This is a genomic window from Caballeronia sp. LZ028 (genome assembly GCF_031451415.1).
Taxonomy (GTDB): Bacteria; Pseudomonadota; Gammaproteobacteria; order Burkholderiales; family Burkholderiaceae; genus Caballeronia; species Caballeronia zhejiangensis.
This window is the reverse complement of record NZ_JARUXN010000003.1, coordinates 611,814-633,332: the sequence shown is the minus strand read 5'-3', so window position 1 is coordinate 633,332 and position 21,519 is coordinate 611,814. Positions and strand designations below refer to the sequence as shown.

Sequence of the window (21,519 nt, the reverse complement as noted above, 5' to 3'; positions counted from 1 at the left end):
CTGCAGTGGTGCAGTCAGTCGCCAGCTTGCCAGTGGTCGCAAAAACACGACATTTGTATCTTGCTAGAACACGACATTCTCATGTTGCTCCTACATCAATTCCTGCGCTAATTTGCATTATGTCAATCACGATTAACTAATCGCTACACGCATCCTCCGACAACGATGGCAAACTGCGCAAGTTCCGCGCGTTGCCGCATTCAAAGCGGTACGCCGCTTGCGCTCAAAGCACGACCTGCCTTTTCGGCCCGAGTCCCCAAGCCGACCCACGTCCCGATGAACACACGCCTGCTCGGTCTCACCCGCATTCCGTTCTTCCTGCCGCTCTCCAGCGCGACCCTGATGCTCGGCGTCGCGATGTCGTTCACCGCGCCGTATCTGTCGCTGTTCAGCGTCGAACAGGCGGATATGAGCCCCTTGAAGCTCGGCGTCTTCATGACGGTCATCGCCGCGAGCGGCGTCGTGGCCAGCGCGTTTGCCGGAAAATGGTCCGACAGGCACGGCCATCATCGGGAATTGCTGCTCGCGGCGCTCATTGCTTCATCGCTCGGTTTTCTGTTGATGTGCGTCGTGCGCAACTACACCGCGCTGGTCGTGATCGGCATCCTGTTTCTCGGCGCAGGCGGCTCCGCGATGTCGCTCGTGTTCTCGTTCGCGCGCGCCGCGTTGCCCGTCGACGACGAAGCCGAGCGGTCCCTCGCGCTCGCCACCTTGCGAACCGTTCTTTCGATGGCGTGGGTCTTCGGACCCTCCGTCGGCGCGCTGGTGCTCGCCGGCGCCGGCTTCTACGGCCTGTTTCTGTTCGCGGCGGCCTGTTTCGTCGCGTGCGGCGCGATCGTCTGGCGCATGCACGGCTCGCCCAGGGGCGACCCGCACAGCGCACCGGCGCACTACGCCGGCGACCCGACATCGCTGCTCGAAGTCACCGCGCCCGACACCGAGGAGCTCGTCCCGCCGCACCCCGGCGCGTCGCACTCTCGCGCCGAGATCTGGCGCGCGACCGTCGCGATGACGCTCATCGGGCTCGCCGCGAGCGCTACGATGATCGTCCTGCCGCTCTACGTCGTGCACGGCATGCACGGCACGCGCATCGACGTATCGATCATGCTGGGCCTCGGCGCATTCCTCGAAATTCCGATGATGCTCGCGCTCGGCGCGCGTGCTTCGCGTCTCGACAAGCAGCGATGGCTCGCGTCGTGCGCCGTCGTGCATCTGATTTATTTCATTGCGGTGGCGGCGTCGCCCAACGTCCACTTCCTCATTCCGATGCAAGCCTTCAACGCCTTCGTCGTCTCGGTGACGTCGTGCCTCGGCATGACGTACATGCAGGATCTGATGCCGCAAAGCCCCGGATCGGCGACGGCGCTTTTCTTCAACGCGTCGCGCGTCGGATCGATCCTGTCGGGCGTTCTGTCCGGCGCGCTCGTGGCCGCGCTCGGCTATCGCGGCACGTTTCTCGTGTGCGGATGCATCGCGTTGAGCGCGGCGGTGCTGTTCGCCAATCCGCCGTTCGCGCTCATCGCGCGGCGCATTCTCGACTGGTGGAAGGCGCGGCGGCAGACATCGGCCTGACCACTTCGCTATCGGGGAATGGCAATATAGGCGCACCATTCGTCGATTCCCACGCGACCATGTCTCAGCGCCTCCCGCCGCTCAACGCCCTGCGTCTCTTCGAAGCCGCCGCGCGCCATCGCAGTTTCAAGCTCGCGGCCGCCGAACTCAACGTGACGCCGGGTGCCGTGAGCCACGGCATCGGCGCGCTTGAAGCGATGCTCGGCGTCGAGCTTTTCGTGCGCGAGCCGCGCGGGCTGTCGCTCTCCGCCGCCGGCGAACACTATCTGCCGTACATCGCCGAAGCGTTTTCGCTTATCGTCGTCGGCACGCAGTCGCTGCCCGACAGGCGCAAGCGCCGCGCGATCTCGGTTACGTGCGCGCCGACGCTCGCGGCCCGCTGGCTCGTGCCGCGCCTCGCCGATTTCCGCGCGCGCTGGCCCAACATCGACGTCACCGTGGACACTTCGCGCCGCCAGGCGGGCTTTCCCGTCGACGGCTTCGACTTCGGCCTGCGCCTCTCGCGCGGCCCGGTCGATGGCGCATCGTCGTGGCAACGTCTCTTCGGCGAGCGGCTCGTGCCGGTGTGCAGCCCCGCCTATCACGCGATGCTGACCGGCGCCGACGGCGTTCCGGATCTCACCCGCGCCGCACTCATTCACATCGATACGGCCAGTCAGGACTGGCAAGCGTGGATGGACGGCGCGGGCATCGACGGTCTTGATCTGCACGGCGGCCTTCGCTTCGATACCGTTCAGCTCGGCTTCGATGCCGCCGCGGCCGGGCTTGGCGTCGTCATCGGCAGGCGTCCGCTCGTCGATCGCGAGCTGGCGGCGGGCACGCTGGTCGAAGCGTCCGCGACGAGCGTCGAGACGCAAACCGCCTACTGGCTCTGCGAGACGCCGCAAGCGAGCGAGCGCGCGGATTTCGTCGCGTTTCGCAACTGGCTGATCGAACAAGCGGCCGGTTTCGTCGATAACGGTTGAACTGCGCTCATCCGACGGCGAAATCTTTTCGTTTGTCAGCACGGACGTTCGCCTGCGACGATGGCCGCAAGGAGGAACGAGCCATGTCGTCTTTATCGACCACACGATCGGCCACGGACCGCGCGACGACGTGGGTGCTCATCGGCGCGGCCGCGCTGATCCTGAGCGCCGCGATGGGCGTGCGCCAGACGTTCGGGCTTTTCATCGGGCCGTTTTCGTTCGATCGCGGCATGCCCATCACGCTGATCGCCTTCGCGATCGCGCTGCACAACCTCGTGTGGGGCTTCGCGCAGCCGTTCGCGGGCGCGGCCGCCGATCGATACGGCGCAGCGCCGGTCGTCGCGACGGGCGCGGCCACGTTCGCCGCCGGGCTCGCGCTCGCCGCCGCCGCGACTTCCGGCTGGATGCTCGTGCTCGGTCTTGGCTTGCTCGTGGGCATCGGCATCAGTTGCACGAGTTTCGGCGTCGTGCTCGCGACGGTCGGACGCGTGGCGTCGCCGCAAACACGCAGCGTCGCGATGGGCCTGGCCAGCGCGGGCGGCTCGCTCGGCCAGGTGCTGATGGTGCCGTTCGCGCAGGAAGTGCGCGTGCATGCGGGCGTGCCGGCGTCGCTCTATGCCCTCGCCTTCGTGCTGCTGCTCGCCGCGCCGCTCGGCATCGCGCTCGATCGCGCGAGCCGCCGGAGCAAGGCATCTTCGGCATCGCACGAAACGCACGCGCAAGCCGCCGCGATGCCGTTGCGCGAAACGCTCGCGTATGCGTCGCGGCATCGCGGTTATCGGCTGCTGACGCTCGGCTTTTTCACTTGCGGCTTTCAGCTTGCGTTCATCGCGACACATCTGCCCGGCTATCTGATGCTGTGCCACATGCCGGTCGGACTCGGCGCGACCGCGCTCGCGCTGATCGGCCTCTTCAACATGATCGGCAGTTGGGGATGCGGCTGGCTCGGCGGACGCTGGCGGCAGCATCACGTCCTCGCGTGGCTCTATCTGATTCGCGGCGGCGCGATCGCCCTCTTCGTCCTGTTGCCGACGACGAGCGTATCCGTCGTCGTCTTCGCCGCCGTGATGGGCCTGACGTGGCTGGGCACGGTGCCGCTCACCAACGGACTCATCGCGAAGGTGTTCGGCACGCGGCATCTGGGCACGCTATTCGGCGTCGTGTTTCTCAGTCATCAGCTCGGATCGTTTCTCGGCGCGTGGCTCGGCGGCTACGTGTTCGACACGACCGGCTCGTACTCGCTGATCTGGGCCGCGACGGCAATCGCCGGACTCGTCGCGGCGCTGCTGCATTTTCCGATCGATGACCGGCCGGTCGCGGAAGCATCGCTCGCGGCGAGTTGATTTCGCGTCCGAAAAAAACGCGCCACAATCCGCGCGTTTTTTTTCGATCGATTCACACGTTCAGCCGTGCCGCGCGACGGCGGCCTGCGCGTGGGCTTCGCGCGTCGAGCCTTTCGCCGGACGTCCCGCCCAATAGCCCGCGAGCATCGACCCCGACAGGTTGTGCCACACCGAAAAAAGTGCGCCGGGCAACGCCGCGATCGGCGTGAAATACAGCTTGCCGAGCGTCGCCGCGAGCCCCGAGTTCTGCATGCCGACTTCGATTGCCAGCGTGCGGCAGACGGCTTCGTCGAAGCCGAGCAGACGCCCGCCCCAATAGCCGCCCAATAGACCGATGCCGTTGTGCAGCACCACGCCCACCGCGACGACCATGCCCACCGACGCGATGCTCTTCTGCGTGCCGCCGACCACCGCGGCGATGATGAGCAGGATCGCCACCATCGACACGAGCGGCAGCATCCACTCGATCTTGCGCACGAGCTTGCCGAACAGATGGTTCACGACGAGGCCGATGACGATAGGCAGCGCGACGATCTGCACGATGCTCATCAGCATGCCGTGCACGTCGACGGCGATGGAGGCATCGACATAAAGGCGCGTGAGCAGCGGCGTCGCGAACACGCCGACGAGCGTCGAGAGCGCGCTGATCGTGACGGACAGCGCCACGTCGCCACGCGCGAGATAGATCATCACGTTCGACGCCGTGCCGCTCGCGACCCTGCACACGAGCACCATGCCCGCCATCAGATCGGGCGGCATGTGCAGCGCTTTCGCGATGACCCACGCGGCGAGCGGCATCACGAGGTAATGCAGCACGATGCCCGCGATGACCGGCGCGGGCCGCGTGAACACGCGCCTGAAATCGTCGATGGAAAGCGTGACGCCCATCGACAGCATGATGATCGTGAGAAGCGTCGTGACGTGCGGCGCGATGCCCGTCACGGATGAAGGCGCGCTATAGGCGGCGATGGAAACCAGCACGGCCCAGAGCGGGAAAAGGCGGGTGATGCGGGCAAGCATGAAAACGATCCTTGAATGTCGTTGCGTGTCGTGTGTGGTTCAGCGAAAGCGGCGGTGCGCGGGTTGACCGGACAGGCGCAGACGGACAAAAGCTTGCCCTCGTGGGGCGGACGCTGCCCGCGATGCCGGCGCGCGCGGGTCACGCGCGGTCTCTCTAGCCGATCGTCGGGCAGGCGCCGCATTTTACCCGTCGCGCGACGGGTTTTCGGAATTCGCTTAATTCCCGCGACGCGCGCATACGCTCGCCAACTCATTCGCGGCTAATTCTCCGGCGTCATCATGCGCATCAAACAACCACTTGCAAGGAGATGACCATGACGCCAATCGCCATCGTTCAAGGCACGCCGACGTGGGTCTGGGTGCTGCTCGCATTTCTTTTGTATCGCGGCATCAAGGCGATGCAGGCCAGCACCACCCCGCTGTCGAAGCTCGCAATCGTTCCGATTATTTTCGCGGGCATGGGCATCGCGCATCTCGTCGCGTCGCCGCTCGCCGGATGGATGGCCGTCGCCGTGTGGATCGCCACGCTGGGCGCGGGCATCGTCGGCGGCGTGTTCCTTGCGAGCCAGAGCCGCTTCATCGTCGATCCGATCGCGCGAACCGTGATGCTGCCCGGCTCCATGTTGCCGATGCTGCTGATCCTCGCGACGTTCATCGCGAAGTTCTGGCTCGGCTTCGAGATGGCGACCGTCGCCTATCTGCCCGCGCTCACGACCTATGCGGCAATCGACGCTGCCGTGTCGGGCATCGTCGCGGGCATCTTCGCGGGACGCTTCTTCACGTACTGGAAAACGATGCACGCGCTGCGCGCTTCGTGGGCTTGACCCTGATTGCTGCGGTCGCGCGTCGGGCCATCGGAACGCGCGATCGGGCAAATGGCGTCACACTTGTTACTCTCCGTTTTCCGCTATCCGAGTCAGACTGAATCACGGCAAACAACGAGCAAGAGTCCAACTCAGGAGGTTGCAAGGCCATGACTACATCCGACGAAACAGGGATGCGCACGCCGCCCGTCGTGTCGCAGGAGCAATGGGAAGCAGCGCGTCAGCAGTTGCTGGTGAAGGAGAAAGCCCAGACGCGCGCGCGCGACGCGCTCGCCGCTGAACGCCGCCGCATGCCCTGGACCGCCGTGAAGACGGACTACATGTTCGAAGGCCCCGCGGGCAAGATCGGCTTTCTCGATCTTTTCGATGGCCGGCGTCAGTTGATCGTCTATCGCGCGTTCTATGAGCCGGGCGTCTTCGGATGGCCGGAGCACGCGTGCCGCGGCTGCTCGCTGGTCGCGGATCAGGTCGCGCATCTTGCACATCTGAATGCGCGCGACACGACGCTCGTCTTCGTATCGCGCGCGCCGCAGCAGGACATCGCGCGGCTGAAGGAACGCATGGGCTGGACCATTCCCTGGTTCACGCTGACGGATCGCTTCGATGCCGACTTCGGCGTCGACGAGTGGCACGGCACGAACGTGTTCTTCCGCGAAGGAGACCGTGCATTTCGCACGTACTTTCTCAACAATCGCGGCGACGAGCAGATGGGCAATACCTGGAACTATCTCGACATCACGCCGCTCGGCCGACAGGAACTCTGGGAAGACTCGCCTGAAGGCTATCCGCAGACACCGACCTATAAGTGGTGGAACTGGCACGACAGTTATGTCGACGATGCGCCGCCCGATAAAAAATGGGTCGAAATCTCCGATGCCGGCGAAGCGGCATTCCGTGCTGAAAGCGCAAGGAACAAGGTCTAAAAACGAGCAATGTTGAATGCGGAACCGGTCATCATTTCTTGCCGGTTCCGTTCCGCATTTTTGTGGAACGATTTAGCTAAAGTTTTCAGCAAACGTTTCCGTAAACACAATCATCAACAGCGACGCCTCCGTCGCGCACGGCTCTCCCGCACCAGCCGGCACTATTCGCCGCTTTCGCCTGGACGCCCTCTCGTCCATCTCCTCCACGGATAATCTGCAATGAAGAAGTCGTTGGCCGCATGCGCGGCCGCTATCGGCACGCTCGCCGCGCTTGCCGCTCCGCTCTCGCACGCCCGCGAAATCTACGGTCAGATCGGCACCGAAGGCGTGGGCATCGGCTACTCGGAATCGCTCGGCACGCGCGACAACGTGCGCGCCGAATTCAACGGCCTGAAGTTCTCGCATAACTTCGACGCTGGCGGTCTTCACTACGACGGCACCGCGAGCATCTATCACGGCGGCTTCTATTTCGACTTTTTTCCGGCGCCGGGAACGGTCGGTTTTCGCATCACGGCTGGCGCGCTCATCGGCGGCGATCATGTCGATGGCACCGCGACCAGCATGAACGGCACCTACACCATCGACGGCATCGCTTATCCGACTTTCGGGGAAAGCATTCACGCCAAGGCTAAGTTCCCGGCCGTGCGTCCGTATATCGGCATCGGCTTCGGGCATACGCCTGTTGCCGAGAAAGGCTTCTCCGCGTTCTTCGATGCAGGCGTCGCGTATGGCCGCCCGCGCGTCACGCTCGACGTTCCGGCGGATATCGTCGCGGCGGCGGGACAGGAAAACATCGACGCGGAACAGCAGGATCTGCAGAACAAGGCGGACAAGTTGCGCTTCTATCCGATCGTAAAGGTCGGCGTCACTTATCGCTTCTGATCGCGCTTCTGATCGCGCTTCTGATCGCGTTACTGGATTGCGCCCGCGAACGTCAGCCATTCGCCGACGATCGCTTCGGGCGCATCTTCCTGCATCAGATGCCCTGATCCGCGCACGCGCGTAAAGCGCGCGCCCGGAATCAGCGATGCGAGTTCGACACCGCGCTCGACCGGTATCCACTCGTCCTCTTCGCCCCAAAGAATCGATACGGGGCATTTCAATTCGCGATAGCGCGATTGCACTTCATCGGTATAGCGCTGATCCATCTGCGCGATCTGCCGATAGAACGCGGCCTGCCCGACTTTGCCGGTCCACGGCCGCGTATAGACGCGCAGCGTCTCTTGCTGCAACCGCCGATGCGCCGCACCCTGCAGATATGCATCGAGCATCGCCTGATGCATGTACGGCGGCACACCCGCAAACGCGGCTTCATGCTGTCGCACATGACGCACGAAGGGCGATCCCCACGGCGCGACGGCGACCGGATCGACGAGCATCAGCGAACGATACGCGCAGCCGTCGATCAACGCGGCTCGCAGCGATGTCGCGCCGCCGAAATCGTGTGCGAGCACATCGGGCAAGGCACCGTTCCACTCACCGCACCAGTGCGCGAGAAGCGCCGCGAGCACGCGATTCTGCACGCCGAGCGATACGTCCTGCCCCTCGCGCATCTCCGACGCACCGTAGCCCAGCAGATCGAAGTAATGCACACGCCGCAAACGTGCCGCTACCGGTGCGATGCGTCGCCACACCTGCGATGAAAACGGCGTGCCGTGCACCATCACGAGCGGCGCGCCCTCGCCGATCATGCCGTAGCGCACGGCTTGTCCTTCGTATTCGAAAACGTGATCGAGTGGCAGCGTATCGTTCGATTCGTTCATGGCTCAACGCAGATTCGTGCGCGCGAGTTCGACGATCTCATCGCCGCGCCCGCTCAGGATCGCTCGCAACATATAGAGGCTGAAGCCCTTCGCTTGCGACAGTTCGATGGTCGGCGGCATCGCGAGTTCATGCTTCGACGTGACGACATCGACGACCGCCGGTCCTTTGTGCGCGAACGCTTCGCGCAGCGCGTTTTCGAGTTGCTCCGATTCCTCGACGCGCACCGACCAGATGCCCGCGCCCTTCGCGATCTGCGAGAAATCGGTCTTGCTGAGATCGACGTTGGTGTCGAGATAGCCGCCAGCCTTCAGTTCCATCGACACGAAACCGAGCAGGCTGTTGTTGAACACGACGACCTTGATCGGGAGATCGAGTTGCACGGCCGAGAGCAGATCGCCGAGCAGCATCGACAAACCGCCGTCGCCCGATAGCGAAACGACTTGCCGTTGCGGCCGCGCGGCCTGAGCGCCGAGCGCCTGCGGCATTGCGTTTGCCATCGAGCCGTGATTGAACGAGCCGTGCAACTGGCGCTTGCCGTTCATTGTCAGATAACGCGCGGCCCACAGTGTCGGCGTACCGACGTCGACGGTGAAGATCGCGTCGTCGGCTGCGATTTCATCGACGAGCTTCGTCAGATATTGCGGATGAATCGGACGTCCCGGCGCGGATGGCGTCGCGAGATCGTCGAGGTCCTTGCGGGCGGTCGCATAGTGCTTCAATGCGTTCTCGAGAAAACGCCGCTCGTCCTTGCGTTGGAGCTTCGGCAAGAGCGCCGCGAGCGTTTCCTTGATCGTGCCGACGAGCCCCATTTCCAGCGGCGCGCGGCGTCCGAGTTGCGAGCCGCGCCAGTCGATCTGCACGATCTTCGCTTGCGGCGGATAGAACGGGCGATACGGAAAATCGCATCCGAGCAGGAGCAGCGTGTCGCACGACATCATCGCGTGATAGCCCGAACTGAAACCGATGAGCCCTGTCATGCCGACATCGAACGGGTTGTCGTACTCGATGAACTGCTTGCCGCGCAACGCATGCACTATCGGTGCTCCGAGCGTATCGGCGAGCGCGACCACTTCGTCGTGCGAGCCGGCGACGCCGCTGCCGCACATGATCGTCACCGCTTCGCAGCCGTTCAGAAGGCTCGCGAGCTTGTCGAGATCGGCGTCTGCCGGCACGATCGCGCCCGGCGCGCTCGCGGTCCAGCGCGGCTCGACGGCCGGGCCTTCGCTCAATGCGACGTCGCCCGGCAACACGATCACCGCGACGCCGCGCTGATCGATCGCGGCGCGCATCGCACGTTCGAGCACGCGCGGAAACTGCGACGCATTCGACACCAGCTCCACGAAGTGACTGCATTCCCTGAACAATTCCTGCGGATGCGTTTCCTGAAAGTAGCCGAGGCCGATTTCCGTCGACGGAATGTGCGCCGCGATGGCGAGCACCGGTTGATGATTGCGATGACAGTCGTAAAGACCATTGATGAGATGCAGATTGCCTGGGCCGCAACTGCCCGCGCATACGGCGAGTTTGCCTGTCGCGGCGGCATCGGCTCCGGCCGCGAAAGCGGCTGCTTCCTCGTGACGCGTATGCATCCAGCGGATCGAGCCGACACGATCGAGGCTGAACGCCAAACCGTTCAGGCTGTCGCCCGTCACGCCCCAGATTCGCTCTACGCCCGCCGCCGCCAGTGTCTTCGCCAGATAGTCCGCTATCGTGCCCTTGGCCATGATGTGTCCCGTGATGAAGAGAGGATGTCCAGTGATCGACGGAGCCGCGCACGGAATGACGTGGCGCGCATCCGTGTTGGCTCAATGCATGCAGGATTCAAAACGCAAAAGGAGTGTACGCCGGAGCGCGGCGGTTTGTCCTGAACCGTGTCGAGACCGCGTGGTGCGGGCGTTCAGGATAGGCGATCGCGGTATTTTGAATGCATCATTCCGGAAGGAATCCGGTATGCGTAATGCAAACGACAACGGCGGCGGATCGATGACCCGCCGCCGTTGCGCATGACTGAAGCGAGACCCTGCGCTCAGGCGCCCTTGCGCATGTTCTCCGGCAGATCCCGTCCGTGATACTTCTTGTAGATCGTGTTGAGGTTGCCGCTCTTCATGTTCGCGCCGACCCAGTTGTTCACCCATTCCTTCAGGCGCGGCTGGTCCTTGTTCATCGCGATGCCGAGATCGAACGTCTTCTGCTCGAACTTCATCTCGATGTTGCGTTGCGGAGCGCGATCCTGCATCTCCTTCAAGTTCGAAGGCGTGCTCGAGAAGATGTCGACCTGTCCCGTGACCATCGACGTGATGAGCGTCGCATCGTCTTCATAGCGCTGAATCTGTGCGCCCTTCGCCTGCTGTGTCGTCAGCGTGTCGTTCACCGTTGCACGCGTGAGGCCGATGGTCTTGCCGTCGAGATCCGCATAGCTCTTCACGTTCGCCGTCTTCACGCCGCCAACGATGATCGAGATGACCGCATACGGGTTCGAGAAATCGACGACTTTGGCGCGCTCCGGCGTGACCGACAGCGAGGAAATCACGAGGTCCGCGCGCTTCGCCTGCAGCGTCGGAATGCGCGCGGCGTTGGTGATCTGCACGAGTTCTAGCTTCACGCCGAGATCCTTCGCAAGCGCGGCGGCAGTATCGACGTCCGATCCCGCGGGCTTCAGGTTCTGGTCGGCATAGCTGAAGAGCGGCGTGCCGATGGCGATCGCGACGCGCACGACGCCTGCCTTCTTGATGTCGTCGAGTTCATCGGCCATCACGTTGTGAACCGCGCCTGCCATCATCAACGTTGCGAGCGTTGCGCGTGCAATGATTGATTTCGCTTTCAAGTTACGTCTCCGTCGTTATTAATGTTGCTGAATTGATGCTGCGATTATCAAAGTCCACTATCGAGGAATGCGCGCAATTCGGGTGTGCGCGGCGCATCGAGCATGCTGCCGTCGCCCACTTCCCAAACCTTTCCCTGATGCATGTAGATGATGCGATCCGCCACGCGCTTCGCGAAGGCCATCTCGTGCGTGACGAGCAGCATCGTCATGCCGTCGGCAGCGAGGTCTTCCATCACGCGCAGCACTTCGCCCGTCAGTTGCGGATCGAGCGCCGAGGTCACTTCGTCGAACAGCATCACCTTTGGCGACATCGCGAGCGAGCGCGCGATCGCCACGCGCTGCTGCTGTCCGCCCGACAATTGCTCGGGATACGCATCGGCCTTCTGTCCGAGACCGACCTGCTCCAGCACGTTCATCGCGATGCGCCGCGCTTCGTCGCGCGACATCTTCTTGACGTGACGCAGCGCGAGCATGATGTTCTCTTCGACCGTCAGATGCGGAAAGAGGTTATAGCTTTGAAACACGATGCCCACTTCGCGGCGCAACAGATGCAGATCGACCTTCGGATCATCGACGCGAATGCCGCACACTTCGATTTGCCCTTGGTCGATCGTCTCCAGCCTGTCGATGCAACGCAACGCCGTGCTCTTGCCCGAACCGCTCGCGCCGATCACGGCGATCATCTCGCCCTTGTTGACTTCGAAGGAAACGCCCTTGAGAACATGATTGGAGCCGAAGCTCTTGTGAATATCGCCGACCTTAACGATTGCTGACATTGAGCTTGTTCTCCATCGATTGGCTCCAGCGCGAAAGCGGATAGCACAGGACGAAATAGAAAGCGCCGACCAGACCGAAGATGAGGAACGGCTGGAAGATCGAGTTATTGATGATCTGCCCCGCGCGCGTCAGCTCGATGAAGCCGATCACCGAAGCAAGCGACGTCATCTTGATGAGCTGCACGAGAAACCCGACGGTCGGCGGCAGCGCGAGACGCATCGCCTGCGGGATGATGACGAGGCGCAGCGTCTGCCAGCGCGTGAGCGACAGGCATTCCGACGCTTCCCACTGCGGCTTGGGCATCGCTTCGATACAGCCGCGCCAGATATCGCCGAGATATGCGCTCGAATAGATCATCAGCGCGAGGCCGGCCGCGACGAGCGCGGGCACCTGATAGCCGTACACCGACAGGCCGAAGTACACGATGAACAGCAGGATCAGCAGCGGTATGCCCTGAATCGCCTCGATATACACGAGCGCCACGCGCGCAAGCCATGCGCGCGGCGAGATGCGCGCGAGCATCACGACAAAGCCGCCGATACCGCCGAGCACGAACGCAAGCGCGGAAAGCACGAGCGTCCAGCCGATCGATTGCACTAGATAGACAAGGTGCGATGACGTGAATCCGCCGCTCATGCCGCACCTCCGGGAATGACCGTATCGATGCGCTGCGGATCGGGCGGCGTCTTGCCGGCGCGTTTAGCAGCAAGCCGGATCGCGCGGCGGCGCTTGAAGAGATGCTCTCCCACCGCCCACGCGATGAGCTTGATGACGAGCGACAACGCCAGATACAGCGCCGCGACCACGATGTACGTTTCGAGCGAGCGGAACGTATCGGACTGCACAGTGTTCGCGACCGCCGTGAGCTCTTCGGCCGAAATCTGCGAGGCGATCGCGGAGGCCTGCATCATCAGCAGGAACTGGCTCGTCAGCGCGGGATAGACCTTTTCGATCGACGGCTGCAACATCACATGCCAGCCGATGCGCCACTTCGGAAGCCCGAGGCATTCGGCCGCTTCGATTTGTCCGCGTGGCACCGATTCGAGTCCCGCGCGGATAATCTCGGCCGCATATGCGCCGATGTTGATCGTCATCGCGAGCGCGGCGGCCGCGAACGTCGGCATGCGCAAGCCGATGCTCGCAAGACCGAAGTACAGCAGAAAGATCTGCACGAGGAACGGCGTATTGCGCACCGCCTCGATATAGACGATGCACAGGCGCGTGAGGACCGGCACTTTCGCGCGCTTCGCGAACGCCACCAGCATGCCGAGAATCAGCCCGAAGAACACAGCCACGCAAGTCATCTTGAGCGTGAGCCATGCGCCCAGCAGGAACGTCGGCCAGTACGGCAGCAGCGGTGAAAAATCGAGAGAGAACATGGCGGCAAGAGTTCCTGTCAGGTGTGGGCGCTAACACGCTGTGCGCCCGCTCTGGATGTATGACGACATACTACGAGTGCCGTGATACTGCATTTCGCATGCATTAAACCGGATCGAACGGGCCAGTCGTCGTGAAGGCACCGCCCTGCAGCACCGCCACGGGATCGGTGGGCGCCGGCGGCGGCGTCGCTTCGACCTTTTCGCGGAACTGCTCGGACGAGTCACGCGGAACGAAGCCGAGATGCGCGGCGCAGCGGTTGTCCCACCATGTATGCGCGTTCGCCGACATGCCGAAGACGATCGTGTGGCCGACGTCTTTCGTGAAGAGACTGCGGCGCAACAGGTCATGAAAATCGTCGTAGCTCATCCAGCTCGCCATCATGCGGCGGTCCTTCGGCTCCGGAAACACGGAGCCGATACGAATGCTCACCGTCTCGATGCCGTACCGGTCGAAATACATTTGCGCCATGTCCTCGCCGAAGGACTTCGACAAGCCGTAGTAGCCATCGGGGCGCTTGCGCGCAGTGGCGTCGATTCGTTCGTCCTGCCGATAGAAACCCGTGACGTGATTCGAGCTTGCGAACACGATGCGCTTCACGCCCTGACGGCGCGCCGCTTCGTAAAGATTGAAAACGCCCTTGATGTTGGCTTCGAGAATCTCTTCGAACGGACGCTCGACCGATACCCCGCCGAGATGAATGATCGCGTCGCAGTCCATCGCAAGCGCATCGACGGCGTCGCGGTCGGCGAGATCGCAAGGAGCGATCTCTTCGTGAGGCGCGGCGTCGCCCTGCAACACGCCAGGCAAGTCGGAGATCCGCACATGCCGCGCGAACTCGGCGACGCGATGCCGGATCGCGCGGCCGATTCCGCCGGCGGCGCCCGTCAGCAACAGACGATCGAATTGCGCATCTTCGTCGGCGGACGGCGTGCTGGTTTGTTGTTCCATCGTGTTGTGTCTCCTGAAGGCTGTCGTCGCTAGGGATTACCCTGCGCGCATCTTCTTGTACGTTGTCATATCACTGCATGACGCATATCATCATTTGCCGAACGATTTGTCAATGTGTGTAAAACCCACGCCAACGAGAATACCGTGACGCTATCGCCCGATCTTCATGCAGGCACCGACGCATCCTCGATTGCATCGCCGCAAGCGCGACGCAGTCTGACCGCGCAACTCGTCGACGCCTTGCGCGCCCAGATCGATGCACAGGAACTGAAGGGCGGCAGCAGGCTCGCGACGGAAGCGGAAATGGTTCAGCGCTTCGGCGTGAGCCGCACCGTCGTGCGTGAGGCGCTGTCGCGTCTGCAAGCGGCAGGACTCGTGGAAACGCGGCATGGCATCGGTACGTTCGTGTGTGAAGCGGGCATGTCGCCTCTTCTGCACCTCGATCCCGCCGATGTCGCCGGTTCGATGGATGCGCTCGCCATCCTCGAATTGCGCATCAGTCTCGAAACCGAAAGCGCGGGACTTGCCGCAATGCGTTGCGATGCCGCGCGTCTTGCGACGATGCGCTCGACGCTCGGGGACTTTTCAAGAAATGTGGGCGAAGCAAGCGATACCGTATCGCCCGATCTGCGCTTTCACATGGAGATCGCGCATGCAACGGGCAATCGCTATTTCGTCGAGATCATGGATCATCTGGGCACGCGCATGATTCCGCGCACGCGCATCACGGCGACGCCGATTCCGCGCGATCAATACGCGGATTACCTGATGCGCGTGAATCGCGAGCATGAACAGATCGCGGACGCCATTGAACGCGGCGATGCCGATTCGGCGCGCACCGCGATGCGTCTGCATCTGATCAACAGCCGGGAGAGATTGCGACGCGCGCAGTCGTCGCTTGAATGAATACGCGAGGACCGCGCGTTGGCGCGGTACTCGCGATGCAACATCAACGCGCCATGTTCGGCTCGCCATCCTCGACGTCATGCGCGCCGGAAATCGTCTCCAGTGCCTGATCGTGATGCAGCAGCAGGACCGCCGCCACGCCGACCATGCCCGCCCCTGCCAGGCACAGCAGGCCCGCGCCGAAGCCGCCCGTGCTGTCCTTGATCCAGCCCATCGCATAGGGACCGAAGAAGCCCGCGAGATTGCCGAGCGAGTTGATCGCCGCGATGCCGCCCGCCGCCGCCGCACCCGAAAGGAACGAGGCCGGCAGCGTCCAGATCACCGGCAGGCAACCGAAGATGCCGAAGCCCGCGATCGACAGCGCGATCATCTTCATCACCGGATCGTCGAGGCCCGCCGATGCCGCGATGCCGCCCGCCGCGACCATCAACGCAATCGCGACATGCCAGCGCCGTTCGAGCTTGCGATCCGAATGACGGCCCCACAGCACCATGCTGATCACGCCCACGGCATAGGGCAATGACGTGACGAAGCCGGTCTGCAAGTTGGAAAGACCGAACGATTTGACGATCTGCGGCAGGAAGAAGCTCAGCCCATAGTTCGTGGCATTCGCGCCAAAGTAGATCAGGGCAATGGCGAGCACGCGCGGATTGAAAATGGCTTCCTTCACGCTGAACGCATGCACGGATTCGCGATGCGCGCGCTCTTGCGCCTGACGATCGACGAGCCAGTCACGCTCTTCTTTTGCAAGCCAGTGTGCGTCGGAGGGCTTGTCGGTCAGATAGAAGTACACGACGAACGCGAGCAGCAACGCGGGAATCGCTTCGATCAGATACAGCCACTGCCAGCCCGCCATGCCGTTGATGCCGTCCATCTGCAAGAGCGCGCCGGAGATCGGTCCGCCGATCACGGTGGACAGTGGAATCGCCGCCATGAAATAGCCGACGACGCGGCCGCGATACTTCGCCGGGAACCACAAGGTCAGCAGAAAGATGATGCCGGGAAAGAAGCCCGCTTCCGCGACGCCGAGCAGGATGCGCAAGCCATAGAACACGTATGCGTTGGAGAGGCCCGTCGCCTGCGCGATATGCGGAATGTAGGCCATCGCGGCTGCGAGGATGCCCCACGTGAACATGATGCGTGCGATCCAGCGGCGCGCGCCGAATCGTTCGAGCAGCAGGTTCGAAGGAACCTCGAAAAAGAAATAGGCGATGAAGAAAATGCCGGCGCCGAAACCGAACATGCTCGCAGTGAAACCGAGCGCCTTGTTCATCTGCAATGCGGCAAAGCCGACGTTGACGCGGTCCAGATATGCGATGAAGTAACACAAGATCAGGAACGGCACGAGGCGAACCATCACGCGCTTCATGGTGCGAGCTTCAAGGTCCATCAATGTCTCCTCCGGATTAGAGAATCTGTTGATCGCGGGTGCTTGAGATACCTGCGGAGACTACTCTTTCAGAAGGACTTGCAGCATTGGTGTTTGTGCTTGGTATCGGTTCCGAAGGGGGACGTGTCCATCATTTCGATGCGCGCCAATAAAGTGCGCTCGAATCGTTTGCGTCCCAAATCATGCGAAAAAAATGCGGACGGGGCGAATGATCGCCCCGTTTTCGTGAAGTTTATGCTACCGGTAACAGCGCGGCGTACTCCGGCTCCGGTAATCCTTGCACGCCGGGGTTCAATGCGAACACGTGACCGTCGTCGTCAGTGGCATTCATTGCCGGACGAATAGTCGTGACATAGAGCGTTTTCAGATCGCTGCCGCCGAACGCGCACATCGACGGCTTGCTCGCAGGCAGCACGATCTCGCGATCGAGTTCGCCGCGCGGTGTGAAACGCAGCAGGCGGCCGGCGTCGTTCGCACACGTCCAGTAGCAGCCGTCCGCATCGACCGCGGCGCCATCGGGACGGCCCGCGTAGTGATGCAGATCGGCAAATGCGCGCTGCGCGTGCGGCGTGCCGGTGTCGGGGTCGAAGTCGAATGCCCAGATCATGCGCCGTTGCGGATGCGAGTCCGACAAATACATCGTTCTGCCATCCGGCGACCATGCGAGGCCGTTCTGCGTGATCAGACCATCGACGACCGATTCCGACAAAGCGCCCTGCTCATCGAAGCGATACAGCGCGCCGACGGCACTCGCGAGCGACATGTCCATCACCATCGTTCCGGCCCAGAAGCGCCCTTGCCTGTCGCAGCGGCCATCGTTGAAGCGCATGCCCGTCGCGGGAAACGAAGGCGCGGCGAGCTTCACGGCGTGCGCCTGGTTCGCGTCGGCGAGCGTCACACCGAACATGCCGCTTTCCATGCCCGCGACGACGCGCCCAGCCTTGTCGAACGCAAAGCATGCGACCTGTTCGTCGAACGCCCATTCCGTACGTCTCGCGCTTTCGATCTCGAGCCTGACGATCCGTCGCGCGGGAATATCGACCCAATACAGCGCGCCCTCTTGCGCGCGCCATACCGGACATTCGCCGACGGTCGCGCGCCCGGCCGCGTCGATGCGTTCCGCGCGCACGGCGGCGCTCATCGCTTGCGCTCCATCGGCTCGCCCAATACGAACGGGCCGCCCTGGAAGCGCTGCGCCGGATCATCGCGATCGGCGCTCGGTCCGGTCACCGGAAAGAGCCCGTCGAACTGGGCCGAGCTGTCTTGCGGATTGAAGCCGAGGAAGCCCGCCTTCGAGTTGTCCCACCACTTCACCGGATTGTCAGAAGCGCCGTACACCACCGCATGACCGACGCGATTCGTGAACAGCGAGCAGCGCACGAGCTCGATGAAATCGCGGTAGCTCAGATACGTGACGAGCATGCGCGGATTCTTCGGCTCCTCGAACGACGAACCGATGCGCAGGTTCACCGTCTCGATGCCGAAGCGATCGAAGTAATAGCGCGACAGCGATTCGCCGAAGCACTTGGTCACGCCATAAAGACTGTCCGGGCGATGGGGCGAATCGGCGTCGAGCACTTCGGTGACTGGATGAAAGCCGATTGCATGGTTCGAGCTCGCGAACACGATGCGCTTCACCCCATGACGGCGCGCCGCTTCATAGATGTTGTACGTACCGCGGATATTCGCTTCGATCAGATCGTCGAACGGCGCGTCGATCGAGATGCCGCCGAGATGCACGATCGCGTCGACGCCCTCGACGAGCTGCATCACCTTGTCGCGATCCGCGAGATCCACGGCGCTGATCTCTTCATGGCTCGCTGCATCGTCGAGCGGCGCGATGTCGGAGAGCCTCACGACGTCGGCCCATTGAGCGAGCGCGCCGCGCAACTGACGACCCAGATTGCCGGCCGCGCCGGTCAGAAGCAGACGCTTGAACGGCTTGGCCGCTGCGTTTGGCTGATTCATCGAGACTCCTGTCAATACGTACTGATGCGTTGAAAGCAATAAGGAAGAAAACGTTTTCGGGACTATATCGATCGGCGCGACGCGCCGTCAATCGCCGTCTGGCATGCAAAACGCCGCATGCAAAACGCAAGTTTCGATGTCATCGTTTCCCGAATTTCTGCGACAATCCGTTAACAGTGCGAAAACGTTACCCTCCGAATGAAAAAAATTTCCCCGACCATTCGCGACGTCGCCGCTGCGGCGGGCGTCTCCGTCGCGACCGTCTCGAAGTACATCAATGGCGCGCAGCGCTTCTCCGCGCCGGTCGAGGCCAAGCTCAAGGAAGCCATCGATTCGCTCGGCTACCGCTCGAACCCGCTTGCGCGCTCGATGATTACCGGCAAGACGCGCACCATCGGTCTCACGATCCTCGACATCAGCAATCCGCACTTCACGCATGTCGTGAAAGGCGCGAACCGCATTGCGCTGCGGCACGACTACACGCTGCTGCTCGTCGATATCGACGAGAATCAGGCGCGCGAGCGGCCGCTCATCGAAGCGCTCGCGCAACGCGTGGACGGCCTGCTCGTCAGCTCGCGCCTGGCAGACGAAAACGCGCAGTGGATGCTCGATCTCGACAAGCCCGTCGTGCTGCTGCGTAACGCCGAGCTGCCGATTCCGAGCGTCGGCATCAACAGCCGCCTCGCTACTTACATGCTCGCGCGTCATCTGCTCGATCTCGGGCATCGCCGCATCGCGTATCTCGGCTTCGAGCACGCGCGCATCAACGATGAACGCATTCGCGGCGCGCGCGAGTGTCTCGCCGAAGCGGGCCTCGAACTCGATATCTACGAAGCCCATGCGCCAACGTCGCTTGCCGGCGAACAGGCTTGCTCGCGCGTGATGCTCGGTCCGAAGCGCCCGCAAGCGGTGATCTGCTACAACGACCTGATCGCGCTCGGCTTCATGAAGGAAGCCGCTTCGCTCGGCATTCGCGTGCCGCAGGACGTCTCGGTGACCGGCATCGACAACGTGCCCTACGGCGCATACGCCGCGCCGGGACTCACGACCGTCGACATTCAGAGCGAGAAGATGGGCGAACTCGCGATGCAGAAGCTCATCGACGCCCTCGCCGGTCATCCCGATCCGGGCAACTCCATGTTCGAGCCGCGGCTCATCGTGCGTGAATCGACTGCTGCCGCTGCATGACGTACGCCGCGCTGCCTGCAAGTTGCGAGTGCGGGCGGCGCGGCGCATGTCTTGACTAATAATCGCTAATACGAATTACGCTGCGAGCTTCGCCGGCGTCATCTTCGGCGTGAGCAAGTGCATGATCCCGAAGGCGATGAGATACGCCGATGCGCCGATCGCGAACAGCACCCAGTAGTGACCCGTGCGTTGCAGCACCTGGCCGATCACTTCCGAGAACAGCACGCCGCCGATCGAACCGGCCATGCCGCCGATGCCGACCACCGCGCCCACCGCACGTCGCGGGAACAAGTCCGATGCCGTCGTGAAGAGGTTCGCCGACCAGCCCTGATGCGCCGCTGCGGCGAGACCGACGATGGCCACCGCGACCCACAGGTTTTCTGCCTGCGAAACGAACGCGATCGGCAACACGGCGCATGCGCAGATCAGCATTGCCGTCTTGCGCGCCGCATTCACGGTCCAGCCCGCGCGCAGCAGCGCGGAAGAAATCCAGCCGCCGCCGATGCTGCCGATGGTCGTGATCGCGTAGATCACGACGAGCGGCAAGCCGATGTGCTGCATGTCCATGCCGCGCGATTCGTTGAGCCACTTCGGCAGCCAGAACAGATAGAACCACCACACCGGGTCCGTCAGGAACTTGCCGACGATGAATGCCCACGTCTCACGCTTCCTGATGAGTTCCTTGAACCCCGGCGCGCGCGCCTTGGCGTTGGCCGCGTCGGCGGCGTTGGTGTCATCGCCTTCGTCGGCGATATCGTCGTCGTGCGCGCGGCCGTCCGGCTGGCGGTACATCACGAACCACACGACGAGCCACACGAGGCCGATCGCGCCGACCATCACGAACGCAGCGCGCCACCCGAAGGCCACCGCGAGCGCGGGAATGAGTGCCGGTGCGAAGACCGCGCCGATGTTCGCGCCGGAATTAAAAATACCAGTCGCGAGGGCGCGCTCACGGCGCGGGAACCATTCGGCGGTTGTCTTGATGGCCGCGGGGAAGTTGCCGCCCTCGCCGATGCCCAGCAGCGCGCGGACCATGGCGAAGCCCATCACGGAGCCGACGGCCGCGTGCAGCATCGCGGCGATGCTCCAGACGAACATCGCGAGCGCATAAGAGATGCGCGTGCCGAGCCAGTCGACGATACGCCCGAAACACAGCAGGCCGATCGCATAGAAGGCCGAGAACGCGATCACGATGCGGCCGTACTGCACCTGCGTCCAGCCGATGTCGTGCTGCAGCATCGGGGCGAGCAGACCGAGGATCTGCCGGTCCATGTAGTTGATGACCGTGGCGAAAAACAGCAGCGCGCACACGGTCCAGCGATAGCGGCTGGCGGTACGCACGACGCCGGCAACGACAGTGTTCATGTAAGTCTCCGGACGCGGCGGCGCTCGTCGTGCCGCGTTTCTTGTTGCGTGAACGGCGACGAGCGCCGTGGGCGATGGCTTTGCGCCGGTTAAAAGCGCAAGCTCGCCGAGGTTTTGGAAAACGTTTTTTCGAAGAATAGTGGGTTTGCTGCCTACTGGCTATCCTAGTATTTGCCCTAATATGTGGCAGAACTGTTGCTGACGGGCCAATTGGAGGTCCTTTCACCACCCGTATCGACGCGTACTGAAAGTTAATCGTTTTCTAGGAGTTGTCTTGGAAAACAGGAGCCGCTCGGCGCACGCGAAGCCATCGCAATGGCTTTCATGCCTGCGGTAAATTAAAGTTTCTTAAGCATCTGCCG

Annotated in this window: 20 protein-coding genes; 8 read left to right on the top strand and 12 right to left on the bottom strand. The window is 62.8% G+C overall.

Annotated features, from left to right (window positions below):
* Positions 1-276 precede the first annotated feature (276 nt).
* The 3 genes from QCE58_RS20230 to QCE58_RS20220 all read left to right on the top strand — a co-directional run bounded on the left by QCE58_RS20230 (position 277) and on the right by QCE58_RS20220 (position 3,880).
* Complete coding sequence (locus QCE58_RS20230) at positions 277-1,572, top strand: sugar efflux transporter (RefSeq protein WP_175980829.1); 1,296 nt, start codon at positions 277-279, stop codon at positions 1,570-1,572.
* Positions 1,573-1,631: 59 nt separating this feature from the next.
* A complete protein-coding gene (locus QCE58_RS20225) occupies positions 1,632-2,537 on the top strand; it encodes a LysR substrate-binding domain-containing protein (RefSeq protein ID WP_250521915.1) in 906 nt (301 codons plus the stop codon).
* An 83-nt stretch (positions 2,538-2,620) separates the two neighbouring features.
* Positions 2,621-3,880: an MFS transporter gene (locus QCE58_RS20220; protein ID WP_250521914.1), complete on the top strand. Its 1,260-nt coding sequence runs from the start codon at positions 2,621-2,623 to the stop codon at positions 3,878-3,880.
* Positions 3,881-3,940: 60 nt separating this feature from the next.
* On the opposite strand, the gene QCE58_RS20215 is transcribed toward QCE58_RS20220, so the two are convergent.
* Positions 3,941-4,900: a bile acid:sodium symporter family protein gene (locus QCE58_RS20215; protein ID WP_309780150.1), complete on the bottom strand. Its 960-nt coding sequence runs from the start codon at positions 4,898-4,900 to the stop codon at positions 3,941-3,943.
* A gap of 314 nt (positions 4,901-5,214) precedes the next feature.
* On the opposite strand from QCE58_RS20215, the gene QCE58_RS20210 reads away from it, so the two are divergent.
* The 3 genes from QCE58_RS20210 (at position 5,215) to QCE58_RS20200 (ending at position 7,529) form a co-directional block, all read left to right on the top strand.
* Positions 5,215-5,724 (top strand): DUF6622 family protein, encoded by a 510-nt coding sequence (locus tag QCE58_RS20210; protein ID WP_008348033.1) that lies wholly within the window; start codon positions 5,215-5,217, stop codon positions 5,722-5,724.
* A gap of 149 nt (positions 5,725-5,873) precedes the next feature.
* Positions 5,874-6,647 carry a DUF899 domain-containing protein gene (locus QCE58_RS20205; RefSeq protein WP_250440956.1) on the top strand — a complete coding sequence of 258 codons (774 nt, stop codon included), beginning with the start codon at positions 5,874-5,876 and terminating at the stop codon, positions 6,645-6,647.
* A gap of 219 nt (positions 6,648-6,866) precedes the next feature.
* On the top strand, positions 6,867-7,529 hold the full coding sequence (locus QCE58_RS20200; RefSeq protein ID WP_250521913.1) for a hypothetical protein: 663 nt from the start codon (positions 6,867-6,869) through the stop codon (positions 7,527-7,529).
* A gap of 29 nt (positions 7,530-7,558) precedes the next feature.
* Here the strand turns inward: QCE58_RS20200 and QCE58_RS20195 are convergent, their stop codons facing one another.
* From QCE58_RS20195 to QCE58_RS20165, 7 genes are all read right to left on the bottom strand, one after another.
* A complete protein-coding gene (locus QCE58_RS20195; protein ID WP_250521912.1) occupies positions 7,559-8,410 on the bottom strand; it encodes an alpha/beta fold hydrolase in 852 nt (283 codons plus the stop codon).
* Between the two features lie 3 nt (positions 8,411-8,413).
* Positions 8,414-10,135: a ubiquinone-dependent pyruvate dehydrogenase gene (poxB, locus tag QCE58_RS20190; RefSeq protein ID WP_033536202.1), complete on the bottom strand. Its 1,722-nt coding sequence runs from the start codon at positions 10,133-10,135 to the stop codon at positions 8,414-8,416.
* Between the two features lie 302 nt (positions 10,136-10,437).
* On the bottom strand, positions 10,438-11,235 hold the full coding sequence (locus tag QCE58_RS20185) for a transporter substrate-binding domain-containing protein (protein WP_250521911.1): 798 nt from the start codon (positions 11,233-11,235) through the stop codon (positions 10,438-10,440).
* A gap of 47 nt (positions 11,236-11,282) precedes the next feature.
* Positions 11,283-12,011, bottom strand: a complete 729-nt coding sequence (locus QCE58_RS20180; RefSeq protein WP_250521910.1) for an amino acid ABC transporter ATP-binding protein — start codon at positions 12,009-12,011, stop codon at positions 11,283-11,285.
* Entirely contained in the window at positions 11,995-12,648 is a 654-nt protein-coding gene (locus QCE58_RS20175; RefSeq protein WP_175980817.1) for an amino acid ABC transporter permease, read from the bottom strand. Before QCE58_RS20175 ends, QCE58_RS20180 begins: the two co-directional genes overlap by 17 nt.
* Positions 12,645-13,391, bottom strand: a complete 747-nt coding sequence (locus tag QCE58_RS20170; protein WP_175980815.1) for an amino acid ABC transporter permease — start codon at positions 13,389-13,391, stop codon at positions 12,645-12,647. Before QCE58_RS20170 ends, QCE58_RS20175 begins: the two co-directional genes overlap by 4 nt.
* Positions 13,392-13,494: 103 nt before the next feature.
* Positions 13,495-14,340, bottom strand: coding sequence for an NAD(P)-dependent oxidoreductase (locus tag QCE58_RS20165; protein WP_008348024.1), 846 nt, complete (start codon positions 14,338-14,340; stop codon positions 13,495-13,497).
* Positions 14,341-14,484: 144 nt separating this feature from the next.
* Between QCE58_RS20165 and QCE58_RS20160 the strand changes: the two genes are divergently transcribed.
* Positions 14,485-15,246 (top strand): FadR/GntR family transcriptional regulator, encoded by a 762-nt coding sequence (locus QCE58_RS20160; RefSeq protein WP_250521909.1) that lies wholly within the window; start codon positions 14,485-14,487, stop codon positions 15,244-15,246.
* Between the two features lie 43 nt (positions 15,247-15,289).
* On the opposite strand, the gene QCE58_RS20155 is transcribed toward QCE58_RS20160, so the two are convergent.
* The 3 genes from QCE58_RS20155 to QCE58_RS20145 form a co-directional block, all read right to left on the bottom strand.
* Positions 15,290-16,636 carry an MFS transporter gene (locus QCE58_RS20155; RefSeq protein ID WP_008348022.1) on the bottom strand — a complete coding sequence of 449 codons (1,347 nt, stop codon included), beginning with the start codon at positions 16,634-16,636 and terminating at the stop codon, positions 15,290-15,292.
* A gap of 232 nt (positions 16,637-16,868) precedes the next feature.
* Positions 16,869-17,777 carry an SMP-30/gluconolactonase/LRE family protein gene (locus QCE58_RS20150; protein WP_250521908.1) on the bottom strand — a complete coding sequence of 303 codons (909 nt, stop codon included), beginning with the start codon at positions 17,775-17,777 and terminating at the stop codon, positions 16,869-16,871.
* Entirely contained in the window at positions 17,774-18,604 is an 831-nt protein-coding gene (locus QCE58_RS20145; protein WP_008348019.1) for an NAD(P)-dependent oxidoreductase, read from the bottom strand. Before QCE58_RS20145 ends, QCE58_RS20150 begins: the two co-directional genes overlap by 4 nt.
* Before the next feature lie 198 nt (positions 18,605-18,802).
* On the opposite strand from QCE58_RS20145, the gene QCE58_RS20140 reads away from it, so the two are divergent.
* Positions 18,803-19,792 (top strand): LacI family DNA-binding transcriptional regulator, encoded by a 990-nt coding sequence (locus QCE58_RS20140; RefSeq protein WP_008348017.1) that lies wholly within the window; start codon positions 18,803-18,805, stop codon positions 19,790-19,792.
* 75 nt (positions 19,793-19,867) lie between these two features.
* Here QCE58_RS20140 and QCE58_RS20135 read toward each other — a convergent pair whose 3' ends face one another.
* Positions 19,868-21,157 carry an MFS transporter gene (locus tag QCE58_RS20135; RefSeq protein ID WP_250521907.1) on the bottom strand — a complete coding sequence of 430 codons (1,290 nt, stop codon included), beginning with the start codon at positions 21,155-21,157 and terminating at the stop codon, positions 19,868-19,870.
* Between the last annotated feature and the right edge of the window lie 362 nt (positions 21,158-21,519).

Excerpts from the sequence above, each read along its gene's own strand:
- QCE58_RS20230 (WP_175980829.1), top strand. The coding sequence starts at position 277 with ATGAACACACGCCTGCTCGGTCTCACCCGCATTCCGTTCTTCCTGCCG.
- QCE58_RS20225 (WP_250521915.1), top strand. The coding sequence starts at position 1,632 with ATGTCTCAGCGCCTCCCGCCGCTCAACGCCCTGCGTCTCTTCGAAGCC.
- QCE58_RS20220 (WP_250521914.1), top strand. The coding sequence starts at position 2,621 with ATGTCGTCTTTATCGACCACACGATCGGCCACGGACCGCGCGACGACG.
- QCE58_RS20215 (WP_309780150.1), bottom strand. The coding sequence starts at position 4,900 with ATGCTTGCCCGCATCACCCGCCTTTTCCCGCTCTGGGCCGTGCTGGTT.
- QCE58_RS20210 (WP_008348033.1), top strand. The coding sequence starts at position 5,215 with ATGACGCCAATCGCCATCGTTCAAGGCACGCCGACGTGGGTCTGGGTG.
- QCE58_RS20205 (WP_250440956.1), top strand. The coding sequence starts at position 5,874 with ATGACTACATCCGACGAAACAGGGATGCGCACGCCGCCCGTCGTGTCG.
- QCE58_RS20200 (WP_250521913.1), top strand. The coding sequence starts at position 6,867 with ATGAAGAAGTCGTTGGCCGCATGCGCGGCCGCTATCGGCACGCTCGCC.
- QCE58_RS20195 (WP_250521912.1), bottom strand. The coding sequence starts at position 8,410 with ATGAACGAATCGAACGATACGCTGCCACTCGATCACGTTTTCGAATAC.
- poxB (WP_033536202.1), bottom strand. The coding sequence starts at position 10,135 with ATGGCCAAGGGCACGATAGCGGACTATCTGGCGAAGACACTGGCGGCG.
- QCE58_RS20180 (WP_250521910.1), bottom strand. The coding sequence starts at position 12,011 with ATGTCAGCAATCGTTAAGGTCGGCGATATTCACAAGAGCTTCGGCTCC.
- QCE58_RS20175 (WP_175980817.1), bottom strand. The coding sequence starts at position 12,648 with ATGAGCGGCGGATTCACGTCATCGCACCTTGTCTATCTAGTGCAATCG.
- QCE58_RS20170 (WP_175980815.1), bottom strand. The coding sequence starts at position 13,391 with ATGTTCTCTCTCGATTTTTCACCGCTGCTGCCGTACTGGCCGACGTTC.
- QCE58_RS20165 (WP_008348024.1), bottom strand. The coding sequence starts at position 14,340 with ATGGAACAACAAACCAGCACGCCGTCCGCCGACGAAGATGCGCAATTC.
- QCE58_RS20155 (WP_008348022.1), bottom strand. The coding sequence starts at position 16,636 with ATGGACCTTGAAGCTCGCACCATGAAGCGCGTGATGGTTCGCCTCGTG.
- QCE58_RS20150 (WP_250521908.1), bottom strand. The coding sequence starts at position 17,777 with ATGAGCGCCGCCGTGCGCGCGGAACGCATCGACGCGGCCGGGCGCGCG.
- QCE58_RS20145 (WP_008348019.1), bottom strand. The coding sequence starts at position 18,604 with ATGAATCAGCCAAACGCAGCGGCCAAGCCGTTCAAGCGTCTGCTTCTG.
- QCE58_RS20140 (WP_008348017.1), top strand. The coding sequence starts at position 18,803 with ATGAAAAAAATTTCCCCGACCATTCGCGACGTCGCCGCTGCGGCGGGC.
- QCE58_RS20135 (WP_250521907.1), bottom strand. The coding sequence starts at position 21,157 with ATGAACACTGTCGTTGCCGGCGTCGTGCGTACCGCCAGCCGCTATCGC.